This is a genomic window from Streptomyces sp. STR69 (genome assembly GCF_024519455.1).
In the GTDB taxonomy this organism is placed as follows: Bacteria; Actinomycetota; Actinomycetes; order Streptomycetales; family Streptomycetaceae; genus Streptomyces.
The window spans coordinates 91,934-104,667 of sequence record NZ_JALJRY010000037.1; the positions used below are offsets into that span (position 1 = coordinate 91,934).

A 12,734-nucleotide genomic window follows, 5' to 3' on the forward strand; every position below is an offset into this window, starting at 1 on the left:
GGTGCTCCTGCGGGTAGAGCGGGGCTGTGGGCGGTCACACGAACCCAGACCGCCCCGTCGGAAGCAGGCTATGTCTTTGTGAACGCGTGCACAAAGATGGTGTCCGATTTGCCCACCCAACGTGACCGGGGTCACGCACACGCGTTCCAGACGCATTCCAGGGGGCAAAACTGCCACACTCCTCGTAATTCCCGCCCCCGAGACCAAACCGCCGTCGATCCTAAGCGACGTTCGGGTGCGTGTTGAACTACTTGGTCAGTTCCCGGCGCAGACGGCCCTCGTCCACCCGCCAGAAAGTGTGCTGTTTCCCATCCACCAGGACGACCGGGATCTGCTCCCAGTACTCGTCGTACAGGCGCTGGTCCACGGTGATGTCCTTCTGTTCCCAGGGGACCCCGAGATCGGCGCAGACCTTCTCCACGACGAGCTGCGCGTCCTCGCACAGATGGCAGCCGGGCTTCCCGATGAGGGTGACGAGATGACTCATGCACCCCATTCTCACGCCGTCCGGCCACTTCTTTAACGGCTTGGTCGCGGAGAGTTCACAGCCTCCGAACCTCTCGGCTCCGGAACCACCGAACAAACTGGCTATGCTCACGACATGGCCGCTCTCGGATGGCTCACTCCCCGTAGGCGCTCCGCCACGGCGCGGAGCGTGTTGGCAGGCGAGGCCTCTGCGGAGGCAGCGCGCAAGTCGTCGCAGGACGTCCAGGACATAGAGGACGCCCTCGCGAAAGAGGCAACGCAGGAACCGGAGTTCCCGGTCCTCGGCGACGACAGAGCAGCGGCCTTCTTCGACCTCGACAACACCGTCATGCAGGGCGCGTCGATCTTCCACTTCGGCCGGGGCCTGCACAAACGGAAGTTCTTCGAGACCCGCGACCTCCTCAAGTTCGCCTGGCAGCAGGCCTGGTTCAGGCTCGCCGGCTCCGAGGACCCCGAGCACATGCAGGAGGCGCGCGACTCCGCGCTGTCCATCGTCAAGGGCCACCGCGTCGCCGAACTCCAGTCGATCGGCGAGGAGATCTACGACGAGTACATGGCCGAGCGCATCTGGCCCGGCACCCGCGCCCTCGCCGAGGCACACCTCGCCGCGGGCCAGAAGGTGTGGCTCGTCACAGCGGCCCCGGTGGAGATCGCCAACGTGATCGCCCGCCGACTCGGCCTGACCGGCGCGCTCGGCACGGTCGCCGAGTCCGTCGACGGCGTCTACACCGGCAAGTTGGTCGGCGAACCGCTGCACGGCCCCGCCAAGGCGGAGGCGGTAAAGGCGCTGGCCGCGGCCGAGGGCCTGGACCTGTCCCGCTGCGCCGCGTACAGCGACTCGCACAACGACATCCCGATGCTCTCGCTGGTCGGTCACCCCTACGCCATCAACCCGGACGCCAAGCTGCGCAAGCACGCCCGGCAGTTGGACTGGCGGCTGCGCGACTACCGGACGGCCCGCAAGGCGGCCAAGGTCGGCATCCCGGCGGCGGCCGGCGTGGGCGCGGTGGCGGGCGGCACGGCCGCGGCGATCGCATTGCATCGCCGACGCCGGTGACGCGGTAAACACAGCCAATCCACGGGTCGTACCCGCGTAACCCCCTGTCCAGTCACGTTGGCTGCACACGGCCACAACACGCCCTGCTCCCTGACTGAATTCGGACTGTTCTGATCAACAACCGTTCACTCTGCGGTACTTGATCGAGCGTCAATCGGTTACAGAAGCGACGTAATCGATGATTTGAGCAACTGGGTGTAGCAGCGCCTGTACGAAGCGTTATTCTCCTCAGACGCAATCCGGCACATCTCTGTCGCTACGACGGGTGAACGTTCCGGTACTGCACGTGATGGAAGCTCTGCCTCTGGGAGTCCCGTGTACCCACACGTCGGGGTTGACGCCTCGGGCCTGGCTACGCTGCGCGCAACGGTCCAAGACCTGTTGCGCGGCTTCGTCCCCACCGCGTACGCCGTCCCCGCCGCCTTCGCCACCACCGCACCCGTCGGTCCGTGCTACGCACTGGCCGACGGCGGCGCGGCTGTTGGCAGACGAGGGCGCTCGGCCGGCGCCGCCACCGCACGACGTCCGGCCGCTGACAGCGACAGCGCCCGGATGATGGACCTCGTGGAGCGTGCCCAGGCCGGCGAAGCCGACGCCTTCGGCCGCCTCTACGACCAGTACAGCGACACTGTGTACCGGTACATCTACTACCGAGTGGGAGGCAAAGCCACCGCCGAGGACCTCACCAGCGAGACCTTTCTGCGCGCCCTGCGCCGCATCGGCACCTTCACCTATCAGGGGCGCGACTTCGGCGCCTGGCTGGTGACCATCGCCCGCAACCTCGTCGCGGACCACTTCAAGTCGAGCCGCTTCCGGCTGGAAGTGACCACCGGCGAGATGCTCGACGCCAACGAGGTAGCGCGCTCCCCCGAGGACTCCGTCCTGGAGTCCCTCTCGAACGCCGCACTGCTCGACGCCGTACGCCGGCTCAACCCCCAGCAGCAGGAGTGCGTCACGCTCCGCTTCCTCCAGGGCCTCTCCGTCGCGGAGACCGCCCGGGTGATGGGCAAGAACGAGGGCGCGATCAAGACCCTCCAGTACCGCGCCGTGCGCACTCTCGCCCGGCTCCTCCCGGACGACGCCCGCTGACGGCACACGCTCGGTAACGCCCAACTCGCGCTCAGTGAAAGTCCGTTGAGTTCGCGGTCGGATCATCCGTCGTCCGTAACCCAAGTGCCGCGCCACTCGTTGTGCGGGATACAGGCTCCCTGTGGTCACACCCTGGCCCTCTCCGATCACTCGATCGTGTGGATGCGGTCAGGAGGTGCAACCCTCAGGACCCCCTGGGGAGTCGACCGTCATGACGAGAGGAGGTGCCGCCAGTGATCGCGAACGTATCGGCGCACCGGCGGGCGAACGCCTTCGCCCAGGCCCTGGAAGAGGAGCAGTCCGACCGGGGCACGGCGGCCGAGCAGTCCGAAGGACCGGCACCGGCCCCGGCTGCTGCGGAACAGACCGAGCAGGGCCGCATGCTGGCCTTCGCCACCGGTCTCGGCGAGCTGCCCAAACCAGTGCTGGACCCCGAGGTCAAGGTCGTCCAGCGGGCTCAGCTGGTCGCCGCGTTCGAGGCCATGCTGCAAGGAGGCGAGGCACCAGAACCTTCGGTACCGGAGCAGCGATCCCACCGGTCCCGGGGCACCCACCGGGCCACCGGACTGGGCAAACTGCGACCCCGGTCCCGGCTCAGCAAGGGCCTCGCGGCCGGCGGCCTGAGCGTCGGAGTCGCCGCCGGAGCCTTCGGCGGAGTCGCCGCCGCCAGCTCGGACGCCCTGCCGGGTGACGGGCTGTACGGCCTGAAGCGCGGCATCGAGGACTTCAAGCTCAACTACCTGTCCGACGGCGACGACCAGCGCGGAGTGTCCTACCTCGACCAGGCGTCCAACCGCCTGAGCGAGGCACGCCGGCTGATCGAGCGGGACCGCGGCGGCCACCTCGACCACGAGCAGCTCGGCGAGATCCGCCGCACGCTGTCCGGGATGACGCACGACGCGTCCGAGGGCCACCGTCTGCTGCACCAGGCCTACGAGCAGGACCCGAACTCGCTGGGCCCCATCCAGGCCCTCTCCGCGTTCTCCCGCTCGCACCGCGAGGCCTGGGGCGCGCTGCGCGACCGCCTGCCGGTCCAGCTCGGCGACGTCAGCGACCAGGTCTCCTCGGTCTTCGACGCCATAGACGAAGAGGTCGCCCCGCTCCAGTCGCTGCTTCCGCAGCCCCCGGCCAAAACCGGCGGCGGCACCGGCAGGCACCGCGCTCCCGACACGGGGTCCACCGGCTCCACGGGCTCGCACCGCTCGACGACCCCGAGCACCACAGCGGACTCCCCCGAGAGCAAGGGCAGCCACTCCAGCACCCCCAGCGAGTCCGCCACCGACGGCGACGGCCTCCTCGGCGGCAACACGGGCGGCCTCCTGGACCCCCCGAAGTCCTCCGGCACGGCTTCGTCCACGAGCAAGCCGTCGATCACCGAACCGGACGTCACGCTCCCACCGCTCCTGCCGGGCCTGTTGCCCGGCCTGGGCATCGACAGCGAGGACGCCAACTAGGCGATCAACACCTGTGCGGCTACGGGGAGTTCCTCGTAGCCGCACAGGTGCATGTCAGGTTTCTCAGACAGGGGCCGCAGAAATCCGGCCTCAGAAAAACACGGACCGCCGCTGCACCAACAACTTGTACAGCGTGTGCTGGATCTGTTCCCTCACCTGATCGGTCAGGTTGAACATCAGCATCGGGTCCTCGGCCGCCTCCGGCGGGTAGCCGTCCGTGGGGATCGGTTCGCCGAACTGGATCGTCCACTTCGTGGGGAGCGGGATCGCGCCGAGGGGGCCCAGCCAGGGGAACGTCGGCGTGATCGGGAAGTACGGGAAGCCCAGGATCCGGGCCAGCGTCTTGGAGTTGCCGATCATCGGGTAGATCTCCTCGGCCCCGACGATCGAGCACGGGATGATCGGTACGCGCTTGCGCAGCGCCGTCGACACGAAGCCGCCGCGGCCGAACCGCTGGAGCTTGTAGCGCTCGCTGAACGGCTTGCCGATGCCCTTGAAGCCCTCCGGCATCACCCCGACCAACTCACCGCGCCCCAGCAGCCGTTCCGCGTCCTCCGCGCAGGCGAGCGTGTGACCGGCCTTGCGGGCCAGCTCGTTGGCGACCGGCAGCATGAACACCAGGTCCGCCGCGAGGAGCCGGAGGTGGCGGTTCGCGGGGTGGTTGTCGTGGACGGCGATCTGCATCATCACGCCGTCCAGCGGAATCGTCCCGGAGTGGTTGGCGACGATCAGCGCGCCACCGTCCGCCGGGATGTTCTCGATGCCCTTCACCTCGACCCGGAAGTACTTCTCGTACAGCGGGCGCAGCGCCGGCATGAGGACCTCGTCGGTGAGCTCCTCGTCGTAGCCGAAGTCGTCGACCTCGTAGTCCCCGGTCAGCCGGCGGCGCAGGAAGGACAGGCCATGGGCGATACGGCGCTCCAGGCCCCCCTGGCCGCCCTCGTCGCTCTGACCGACCTGGCCGCCCTCGTCCTGCGGCTGCTCCGGCTCCTGCTCCTCACGTGTCACAGGAACATCATCCTGCGCGAAGCCCCGGCCCGGCAGGGGCTGGACCTCACGGACCAGCGCGGGTTCGCCGTTCTTGCGCCGGCTTCCCGCGCTCCGGCGCCGCTGTGGCCGCTGCACGGCACCCGCGCGGGACCGGTCGTCGTCGAACGGAATGACCTTGGCATCCGCCATCGTTGATGCGCTCCTCAGTTGGCGCTCGGCGTCGGGGGGTGGCCACTGTCCGGCCGGGACAGCGCGGCGATCCGGTCGACGGCCCCCGCGAGGGCCTCCGGCGGCAGCAGCCCCGGGCCCTGGCTGCGCGCGAAGTCCGCGAAGGTCTCGGCGGTCGTGTACTTCGGCTTGTACCCCAGGGTCTCGCGCATCTGCACCGTCGACACGACCCGGCCGTGGGTGAGCAGCCGGATCTGCTCCGGGGAGAAGTCCGTCATCCCCAGCGTCCGCACCAGGGAACCGGCCCAGGTGACCGCAGGCAGCAGCAGCGGCACCGTCGGACGGCCCAGGCGCCGCGAGCACTGGGAGAGCAGCAGGACGCCGTCCCCGGCGATGTTGAAGGTGCCGCTGTTGAGCGTGCCCCGCTCCGGATCGTGCGAGGCGATCCGCATGACCTCGATCATGTCGTCCTCGTGCACGAACTGCAGCCGCGGGTCGTAGCCGAACACGGTCGGCAGGACCGGCAGCGAGAAGTACGAGGCGAGCGGCGAATCCGCCGTAGGACCAAGGATGTTGGCGAACCGCAGCACACACACGGCGACGTCGGGCCGACGGCGGGCGAAGCCACGCACATACCCCTCGACCTCGACCGTGTCCTTGGCGAAGCCGCCGCTCGGCAGGGACTTCGGCGGGGTCGTCTCGGTGAAGACGGCCGGGTCGCGCGGGGCGGAGCCGTAGACGTTGGTGCTGGACTTCACCACCAGCCGCTTGACGACCGGCGACTTCTGGCAGGCGCCGAGCAGCTGCATGGTGCCGATGACGTTGGTCTCCTTGACCGTGGTCCGGCTGCCGCTGCCCAGCGCGGTGCCCGTCACGTCCATGTGGACGACCGTGTCGGCACCCGACTCGGCGAGCACCCGCGCGATGGTGGGCTGCCGGATGTCGGCCTGGATGAACTCCGCGCCCCCCAGATGGTGCCCGGGCTGGACCGCGTCCACGGCGATCACCCGGTCCACCTGTGGGTCACGCTGAATCCGTCGTACGAAACGGCCCCCCAGCTGACGGGCCACTCCGGTCACGAGCACGACCTTCCCCAAGATCAGCGCCTTCCTTCCGAGTTACCCGTGTGCGGCCAACCTAGCGGTTCGGTGTTGCGCTGTGATGACCGCCTGACGCACGACGTCACGAGTACCCACATTCGGCACATGACGCGGACATGGGCGCCGGCAAAACTGTGGCCCCCCACCGGAGACCGGTGGGGGGCCACAGGAGACGCTCTCGCGGCGCCGCGTCGCCTACTTCTTGTTACGACGCTGCACGCGCGTGCGCTTCAGCAGCTTGCGGTGCTTCTTCTTAGCCATCCGCTTGCGCCGCTTCTTGATAACAGAGCCCACGACTACCCTCGCTCACTTCTCATCACTCGGTGCTGGGCATCATGGGCCCATACGACCTACAAGGGGCCAGCCTACCCGTCCGAGCGCTGAGGTCGTAATCGAGGTATCGCCTCAGGCTGTCTCCACCCCCACATAACTCTCGCGAAGGTACTCGTGTACCGCTTGCTCGGGGACGCGGAAGGACCGCCCCACCCGGATAGCGGGCAGATGACCGCTGTGCACCAACCGGTACACGGTCATCTTCGACACTCGCATCACCGAGGCGACCTCCGCCACGGTAAGGAACTGAACCTCGTTCAGAGGCCTCTCGCCAGCTGCAGCCATGACACACCTGAACCTTCCGCACTCGACGGTCACCGGCTTCCCCTTCCGGTGACTCTTCGTCGTTGCGTGCTCACTCCCCAATGTAGGGGCGGGTGATGCGAGTGGGGAAGAGGTGCACCCATCGGCGGCCTACTGTGACAGACACGCTCGATTGAGTACGTAGCGGGTAAGCGGGCGGTAGTAATCGGACCGCACGGCGTCATCAAGTGGAACTGCCACGGACACCGACCCCTCGGCCTCCCCCACGAACAGTGCGGGGTCATCGGTATCGGCCAGCCCAATGGCCTCGAACCCCAGCTGACCTGCTCCGCAGACCCATCCGTGGTCCCCGATCACCAGCTCCGGAAGCACCCCGCCGGCCTCCGCCGCCGCACCCAGCACGGTACGAACCGGGAGCGGTGAGTGCGTGTGTGCGCCGGGCTCACAACCGGGGCGTTCGGGGTCCGGATCACGGACGAGGGCGACGCCCTGTACGTAGGCAAGGTTGTACGTGCGTAGACCGAACCGGGTCGTTATGTCGACACAGTGACCATGCGCAGGGGTGAGAACAGCACATCCCGCCGCCGACAGCGCGTCCGCCAACGCGGCGTAGAACCCGAGCAGCCGGTGCGGGTGCCCGGTGCCGAGGAGCACGGGTCCGTTGCGCTCCGCCACCGCGCCCAGCCGGTCGGCGAAGGCGTCCAGAGCGGTCAGGGTCCGCTCCGGGTCGATCACATCATGCCCGGAAACATGTCTCGGGTCGGCCGAAACCCCACACTTGTCCGCCATCAACGCGATCAAGTCCCGCTGTCCCCAAGTCCATTCGGGATCGAGTCCGATCAGCACCCGGGGGTCACGAGCGGCGAAGGCCCGATAGCTCCGCAGGCTCTCCTCCCGCGAGGTGGCCACGGGTCCGGCCAGCCGGGCGGCCAGCAGATGCGCGCGGAGCGCGCCAGTGGTCAACACGGGAGCGATGGTGACGGACGCGGGGACCGCCCACGGCGGGAACGCCGGAAACTCCGCACCGTTGGCGTAACACCGGTGACAGGACAGTGACAAAAGCGACCACAACTGTCGTACGGGTTCCCGGGTCTCATCCTGCGTGGACGGAACGACCAACCGTCCCAGTCAAGTTGACCGGCACCACCAACTGGGGGAACACATCATGATCAAGCTGTCCCGTCGCACCACGACCGCCGCCGCCCTCGCCACCCTGGCGCTCGGCGGCACGATCGCCGCAACCGCTCCCGCGTCCGCTGCCACCACCAAGGCGGCAGCAGCCACCGCCACCTACAACGGCGCCTGCGGCACCGGCTACAAGGTCATCGACTCCACGCCGGTCGGCAACGTCGGCAAGATCTTCCTGACCTGGAACGAGTCGACCGGCAAGAACTGCGCCGTGACCATCCGCAACACCCCGGGCGCGAAGATCTTCATGGCCGTCGAACTCAACATCGACATCGACGAAGAGCACAACCCCGTCACCGACTACGGCCAGTACACCTCGTACGCCGGCCCCGTCTACATGTCCGCCCGCGGCTACTGCGCCATCTGGTACGGCGTAATCGGCACAGCCAAGGCCGGCGACTCAGGCCACTGCGGCTGACACGCACCAGACCTCGATTCCAACGCCGGACGGGCACACCCAGCCCGTCCGGCACCCCTCCAACGCAGGCCGCCACTATCCAGCCCGCCGGGCACCCCTCCAACGCAGGCCGCCAACATTCAGCCCGCCCGGCACCTCTACAACACAGGCCGCCACTATCCAGCCCGTCCGGCGTTTGAGGACGAGGCCGTCCAGGCCGAAGCGGGGGTCTGGGGGCGGCAGCCCCCAGGGACGGGACGGGTAGGGGCGGCGGGGGCGAAAAAATCCCCGCAACACCCACCCCCACCCACCCGCACATCCACCGGCGACCTACGGCAACAGCCCCCGCAACGGAAACACCGCCCGCCGAGTAGCCACCACAGCCTGGTCAAGACGGTCGGCGGGGTCATACCCCGACTCCCAGTCCGCGTAGGCCACCGGCCACCGCCCATCAGTCATCCGCTGCGGCCCCAACTCCCGTGTCCGCGCAAACACTTCCTGCCGCCACCCCTCCGGAATCACCGCCTCGGGCGCGATCTCCCGCCCCGCGGCGATCGCAACGAGATGCGTCCACGACCGCGGCACCACCTCCACCACGGCATAACCCCCCCCGCCGAGCGCGACCCACTTCCCGTCCGCGTACTCGTGCGCCAGCTCATGACACGCCACCTGCACGGCCCGCTGCGCATCCAACGACACGGCGAGATGAGCAAGCGGATCCTCGAAATGCGTATCGGCCCCGTGCTGAGTCACCAACACCTGCGGCCGAAAGTCCGCGATGAGCTCCGGCACGACGGCATGAAAGGCCCGCAGCCACCCCGCGTCCCCGGTCCCGGCCGGCAACGCCACATTGACCGCCGCCCCCTCCCCCTTCCCCGCCCCGGTCTCCTCCGGCCACCCGGTCTGCGGGAACAGCGTCCGAGGATGCTCATGCAGAGAGATCGTCAGCACGCGCGGATCCTCCCAGAACGCCGCCTGGACCCCGTCCCCGTGATGCACGTCGACATCGACGTACGCGACCCGCTCGGCCCCCAGCTCCAACAGCCGGGCAATGGCGAGCGAGGCATCGTTGTAGATGCAGAACCCGGAGGCAGCCCCCGGCATCGCGTGATGCAGCCCACCCGAGAAGTTCACGGCATGCAGCGCGTCCCCGCCCCACACAGCCTCGGCAGCCCCCACCGACTGCCCGGCAATCAACGCGGACACCTCATGCATCCCGGCAAAGGCGGGATCGTCCATCGTCCCCAGCCCGTACGCCCCGTCCGCCGACCCCGGATCGGCCGAGGCGGCCTTGACCGCCTCGACGTAGTCCTCCCGGTGAACCAGCCGCAACGTCGAATCACCGGCGGGCTTGGCCGCCACCACATCCATGTCCTTGTCGAGCCCGAAGGCGTCGACGAGTCTCCGGGTCAGGGCGAGCCGGACCGGGTCCATCGGATGGTCCCGGCCGAAGTCATAGCCCGTTACTGCCTCGTCCCACATCAGCTGTGCGCGCCCGCTCATGCCCGTCACCGTACCGGCCCTCCGCCGGCGCGAACGAGCGGGCGTACACCAACGTCACCAGCACCAACACCATCGGCACGAGCATCGCCCCGCGGTAACTCCACGCATCGCCCAGCGCCCCCACCAACGGCGAACCGATCAGAAACCCCACGTAGTTGAAGACATTGAGCCGCGCGATGGCCGTATCCGAAGCCCCGGGGAACAACCGCCCGGCCGCCGCGAAGGTCTGCGGCACCAGCACACACAGCCCGAGCCCCAGCAGCGTGAACCCGAGCATCCCGACCCCGGCCCCGGGCGCCACGGCCACCACCGCGAACCCCAGCGCGGCCACCACAGCCCCCAGCCGTACGACGGCCACGGCCCCGAACCGCCGCACCCCAAGGTCCCCGATCCCCCGCCCGACCAGGCACATCACCATGTAGACGTTGTACGGAACGGTCGCCACCTGCTCCGAACTCCCCAGCACGTCCTTCAGGTACTTGGCACTCCAGTTGGAGACGGTCGAGTCCCCGATATAGGCGAAGGTCATCACCAGACACAACGGCAGCAGCAACTTGAAAACGAGCGGCCCCGCTTCCTCGCCCTCCGCCTCGCTACCCGGCGCATCCCCGTCGACGTACCACCGACTCCCCACGAAGGCCGCCGGCAGCAACACCGCCACCACCGGCAGATACGACACCCACAGCGCGAGATGCCAGTGCGCCCCCGCCCACGCCAGCGAGGCCCCCACGATCCCGCCCAGGCTGTACGCGGCATGGAAGCTGAGCATGATGCTCCGCCCGTACGTCCGCTGCAGACTCACCCCGAGCATGTTCATCGAGGCGTCCAGCGCACCCACCCCGAGCCCGAACGCCCCGAGCGCGACCGCCAGTTCGGCCATGCTGTCGCCCGCCCCGACCCCGAGCAGCGCCAGCAGCACGACCGGCTGGGACCAGCGCAGCAGCACGCTGGGCCGTATTCGCTTCACCAGCTGCTCGGTGGTCACACTCCCGACACCGGCGAGGATCGGCACGGCGGCCAGGAAGACGGGCAGCAGCCCGTCCGAGACCCCGTACCGCTCCTGGATCGCGGGGATACGTGTCACGAGCAGCGCGAAGGTGGCGCCCTGAGCGAAGAAGCTGAACGCCAACGAGGCCCTACCGCGCCGCAGCACATCTGTCATGGCGGCGAGCGTAAGGGTCCCGGCGTACTCGTGGGTAGATCCAGCCAAAGATGAATTCTGCTCACCTTTACCGAGCGACGACCAGCGAGGGAAGAACCGCAGGTGCGGGGGCCTGTCCGCCCTTCAGCTCGTCGCTGATCATCTCCGCCATGGGCCCAGCCGCCAGACCGCCACTGACAACGGCCGTCACGCCCATCGTCCCGACCATCACGACCGTGCCCAGCCACACCATGGTGTCCACGGGCAGTGTGTACGCCCCGACGACCCGGGCGACACACTCGCCGAGCAGCGCCACACCCCACACCAGCGAGAACAGCCGCTCGGCCCGCCGAAAGGCCGCCGACCCTCTCAACAGCCGCTCAAAGGCGGCCTCCCGCTCCGGGTCCCCCTTCACGAGCCAGGGCTTCATACCGGCGGTCATCATCGGCCTGCCCATCACCACCGACACCAGGACCCCGATCCCGATCGCACTGCTGACCCCGCTGTCCTTGGCAAGCATGAGCCGAGGATCACCGGCGACAAGACTGAGCGACAGCCCGACGACATTCACGAAGAGGATCAACGCGGCAAAGGCGTTGACCGTCCGCTCGACGACAACCCCCCACACCGTCCGCACCGCCGGCACCACGCTGCTCCACCCCAGCGCCGCCACGGTCCCCATCCCGAACCCGCTCTTCAGCAGGTAGTACGACCCGATCGGCACCGCCACGTCCAGGAGGAGCGGCGCGAGGTTCTTCTTCATGGAGCCCGTGTTCGTCGTCATGCACTCAGACTGCCGCGAAGCCCCAGCCCCCCAGTAGAACCGATCGTCCGGACCTCGGCATGACAAATGTCAGACGAGCAGGTCGGGCAACTCCCGCATGTCACCGAACAATCGAGTAGCCCCCGCAAGCCGCTCAGCAGGCGTCATGGCGGTGAACCCGTACACATCCATCCCGGCCGCGACAGCAGCCCGCACCCCCAGCGGACTGTCCTCTACGACCACACACCGCTCCGGCGCCACGCCCATCTGCTCGGCGGCATACAGGAACAGGTCCGGCGCCGGCTTCCCCCGCCCCACGTCCTCGGAACTGAAGACCCACTCCTCCTCGAACCACTCGTCCAGCCCCGTCGCCCAGTGCCCCGTCCGAATCCGCGCATGACTCCCGGACGACGCCACGCAGTACGGCACCCCGTCCGCGACCAGCCTCTCCAGCACGTCGACGGCCCCGGCGATTGGCTTCAACTCCCGCTCGAACGCGGCGAACACGCGAGCGTGGAAAACATCGTCGAAGTCGTCCGGCAGCCGCTGTCCGGTCCGCTCCTGGACGAGGTCATGGACCCGGTGCATCGCCGAGCCCATGTAGTCACGGATGGAGTCCTCGTACGAGGTCGGGTGCCCAAGCTCGGTGAGATAGCCGGCGAGGATCCTGTTGGAGATCGGCTCACTGTCGACAAGGACACCGTCGTTGTCGAAGATCACGAGGTCGTAGCGCATACCGCTGAGCCTAAACGCAGAAAACCCCTGTACCGAATAAACGGTACAGGGGTTTTCGCAATATTT

14 protein-coding genes are annotated in these 12,734 nt (G+C 68.2%); 4 read left to right on the plus strand and 10 right to left on the minus strand.

Features of this window, described 5'->3' with window-relative positions; genetic code table 11:
• Positions 1 to 247: 247 nt before the first annotated feature.
• On the minus strand, positions 248 to 487 hold the full coding sequence (locus OC490_RS43115) for a glutaredoxin family protein (RefSeq protein WP_262063524.1): 240 nt from the start codon (positions 485 to 487) through the stop codon (positions 248 to 250).
• A 114-nt stretch (positions 488 to 601) separates the two neighbouring features.
• On the opposite strand from OC490_RS43115, the gene OC490_RS43120 reads away from it, so the two are divergent.
• The 3 genes from OC490_RS43120 (at position 602) to OC490_RS43130 (ending at position 4,086) form a co-directional block, all read left to right on the plus strand.
• The gene (locus tag OC490_RS43120) at positions 602 to 1,543 is read left to right on the plus strand and encodes an HAD family hydrolase (protein WP_262063525.1); all 942 of its coding nucleotides are present in this window, start codon (positions 602 to 604) and stop codon (positions 1,541 to 1,543) included.
• Between the two features lie 315 nt (positions 1,544 to 1,858).
• Positions 1,859 to 2,632, plus strand: coding sequence for an ECF subfamily RNA polymerase sigma factor, BldN family (locus OC490_RS43125; protein WP_200712572.1), 774 nt, complete (start codon positions 1,859 to 1,861; stop codon positions 2,630 to 2,632).
• Positions 2,633 to 2,865: 233 nt separating this feature from the next.
• Positions 2,866 to 4,086 (plus strand): DUF5667 domain-containing protein, encoded by a 1,221-nt coding sequence (locus tag OC490_RS43130; protein ID WP_262063526.1) that lies wholly within the window; start codon positions 2,866 to 2,868, stop codon positions 4,084 to 4,086.
• Positions 4,087 to 4,176: 90 nt separating this feature from the next.
• Here the strand turns inward: OC490_RS43130 and OC490_RS43135 are convergent, their stop codons facing one another.
• The 5 genes from OC490_RS43135 to OC490_RS43155 all read right to left on the minus strand — a co-directional run bounded on the left by OC490_RS43135 (position 4,177) and on the right by OC490_RS43155 (position 7,907).
• A complete protein-coding gene (locus tag OC490_RS43135; protein WP_262063527.1) occupies positions 4,177 to 5,265 on the minus strand; it encodes a lysophospholipid acyltransferase family protein in 1,089 nt (362 codons plus the stop codon).
• Positions 5,266 to 5,279: 14 nt separating this feature from the next.
• Positions 5,280 to 6,341: an NAD-dependent epimerase/dehydratase family protein gene (locus OC490_RS43140; protein WP_262063528.1), complete on the minus strand. Its 1,062-nt coding sequence runs from the start codon at positions 6,339 to 6,341 to the stop codon at positions 5,280 to 5,282.
• Between the two features lie 198 nt (positions 6,342 to 6,539).
• Entirely contained in the window at positions 6,540 to 6,638 is a 99-nt protein-coding gene (locus tag OC490_RS43145; RefSeq protein ID WP_003948845.1) for a 30S ribosomal protein bS22, read from the minus strand.
• A gap of 111 nt (positions 6,639 to 6,749) precedes the next feature.
• Positions 6,750 to 6,962, minus strand: coding sequence for a helix-turn-helix domain-containing protein (locus tag OC490_RS43150; RefSeq protein WP_004984898.1), 213 nt, complete (start codon positions 6,960 to 6,962; stop codon positions 6,750 to 6,752).
• 129 nt (positions 6,963 to 7,091) lie between these two features.
• Positions 7,092 to 7,907, minus strand: a complete 816-nt coding sequence (locus tag OC490_RS43155; protein WP_262063529.1) for a phosphatase — start codon at positions 7,905 to 7,907, stop codon at positions 7,092 to 7,094.
• A gap of 199 nt (positions 7,908 to 8,106) precedes the next feature.
• Between OC490_RS43155 and OC490_RS43160 the strand changes: the two genes are divergently transcribed.
• Positions 8,107 to 8,547 (plus strand): spore-associated protein A, encoded by a 441-nt coding sequence (locus OC490_RS43160; protein WP_262063530.1) that lies wholly within the window; start codon positions 8,107 to 8,109, stop codon positions 8,545 to 8,547.
• A 309-nt stretch (positions 8,548 to 8,856) separates the two neighbouring features.
• Here the strand turns inward: OC490_RS43160 and OC490_RS43165 are convergent, their stop codons facing one another.
• From OC490_RS43165 to OC490_RS43180, 4 genes are all read right to left on the minus strand, one after another.
• Complete coding sequence (locus OC490_RS43165; RefSeq protein WP_262063531.1) at positions 8,857 to 10,029, minus strand: acetoin utilization protein AcuC; 1,173 nt, start codon at positions 10,027 to 10,029, stop codon at positions 8,857 to 8,859.
• Complete coding sequence (locus OC490_RS43170) at positions 9,980 to 11,191, minus strand: MFS transporter (RefSeq protein WP_262063532.1); 1,212 nt, start codon at positions 11,189 to 11,191, stop codon at positions 9,980 to 9,982. Before OC490_RS43170 ends, OC490_RS43165 begins: the two co-directional genes overlap by 50 nt.
• 67 nt (positions 11,192 to 11,258) lie before the next feature.
• Positions 11,259 to 11,954: a VC0807 family protein gene (locus OC490_RS43175; protein ID WP_262063533.1), complete on the minus strand. Its 696-nt coding sequence runs from the start codon at positions 11,952 to 11,954 to the stop codon at positions 11,259 to 11,261.
• A 69-nt stretch (positions 11,955 to 12,023) separates the two neighbouring features.
• The gene (locus OC490_RS43180; RefSeq protein WP_262063534.1) at positions 12,024 to 12,668 is read right to left on the minus strand and encodes an HAD family hydrolase; all 645 of its coding nucleotides are present in this window, start codon (positions 12,666 to 12,668) and stop codon (positions 12,024 to 12,026) included.
• Between the last annotated feature and the right edge of the window lie 66 nt (positions 12,669 to 12,734).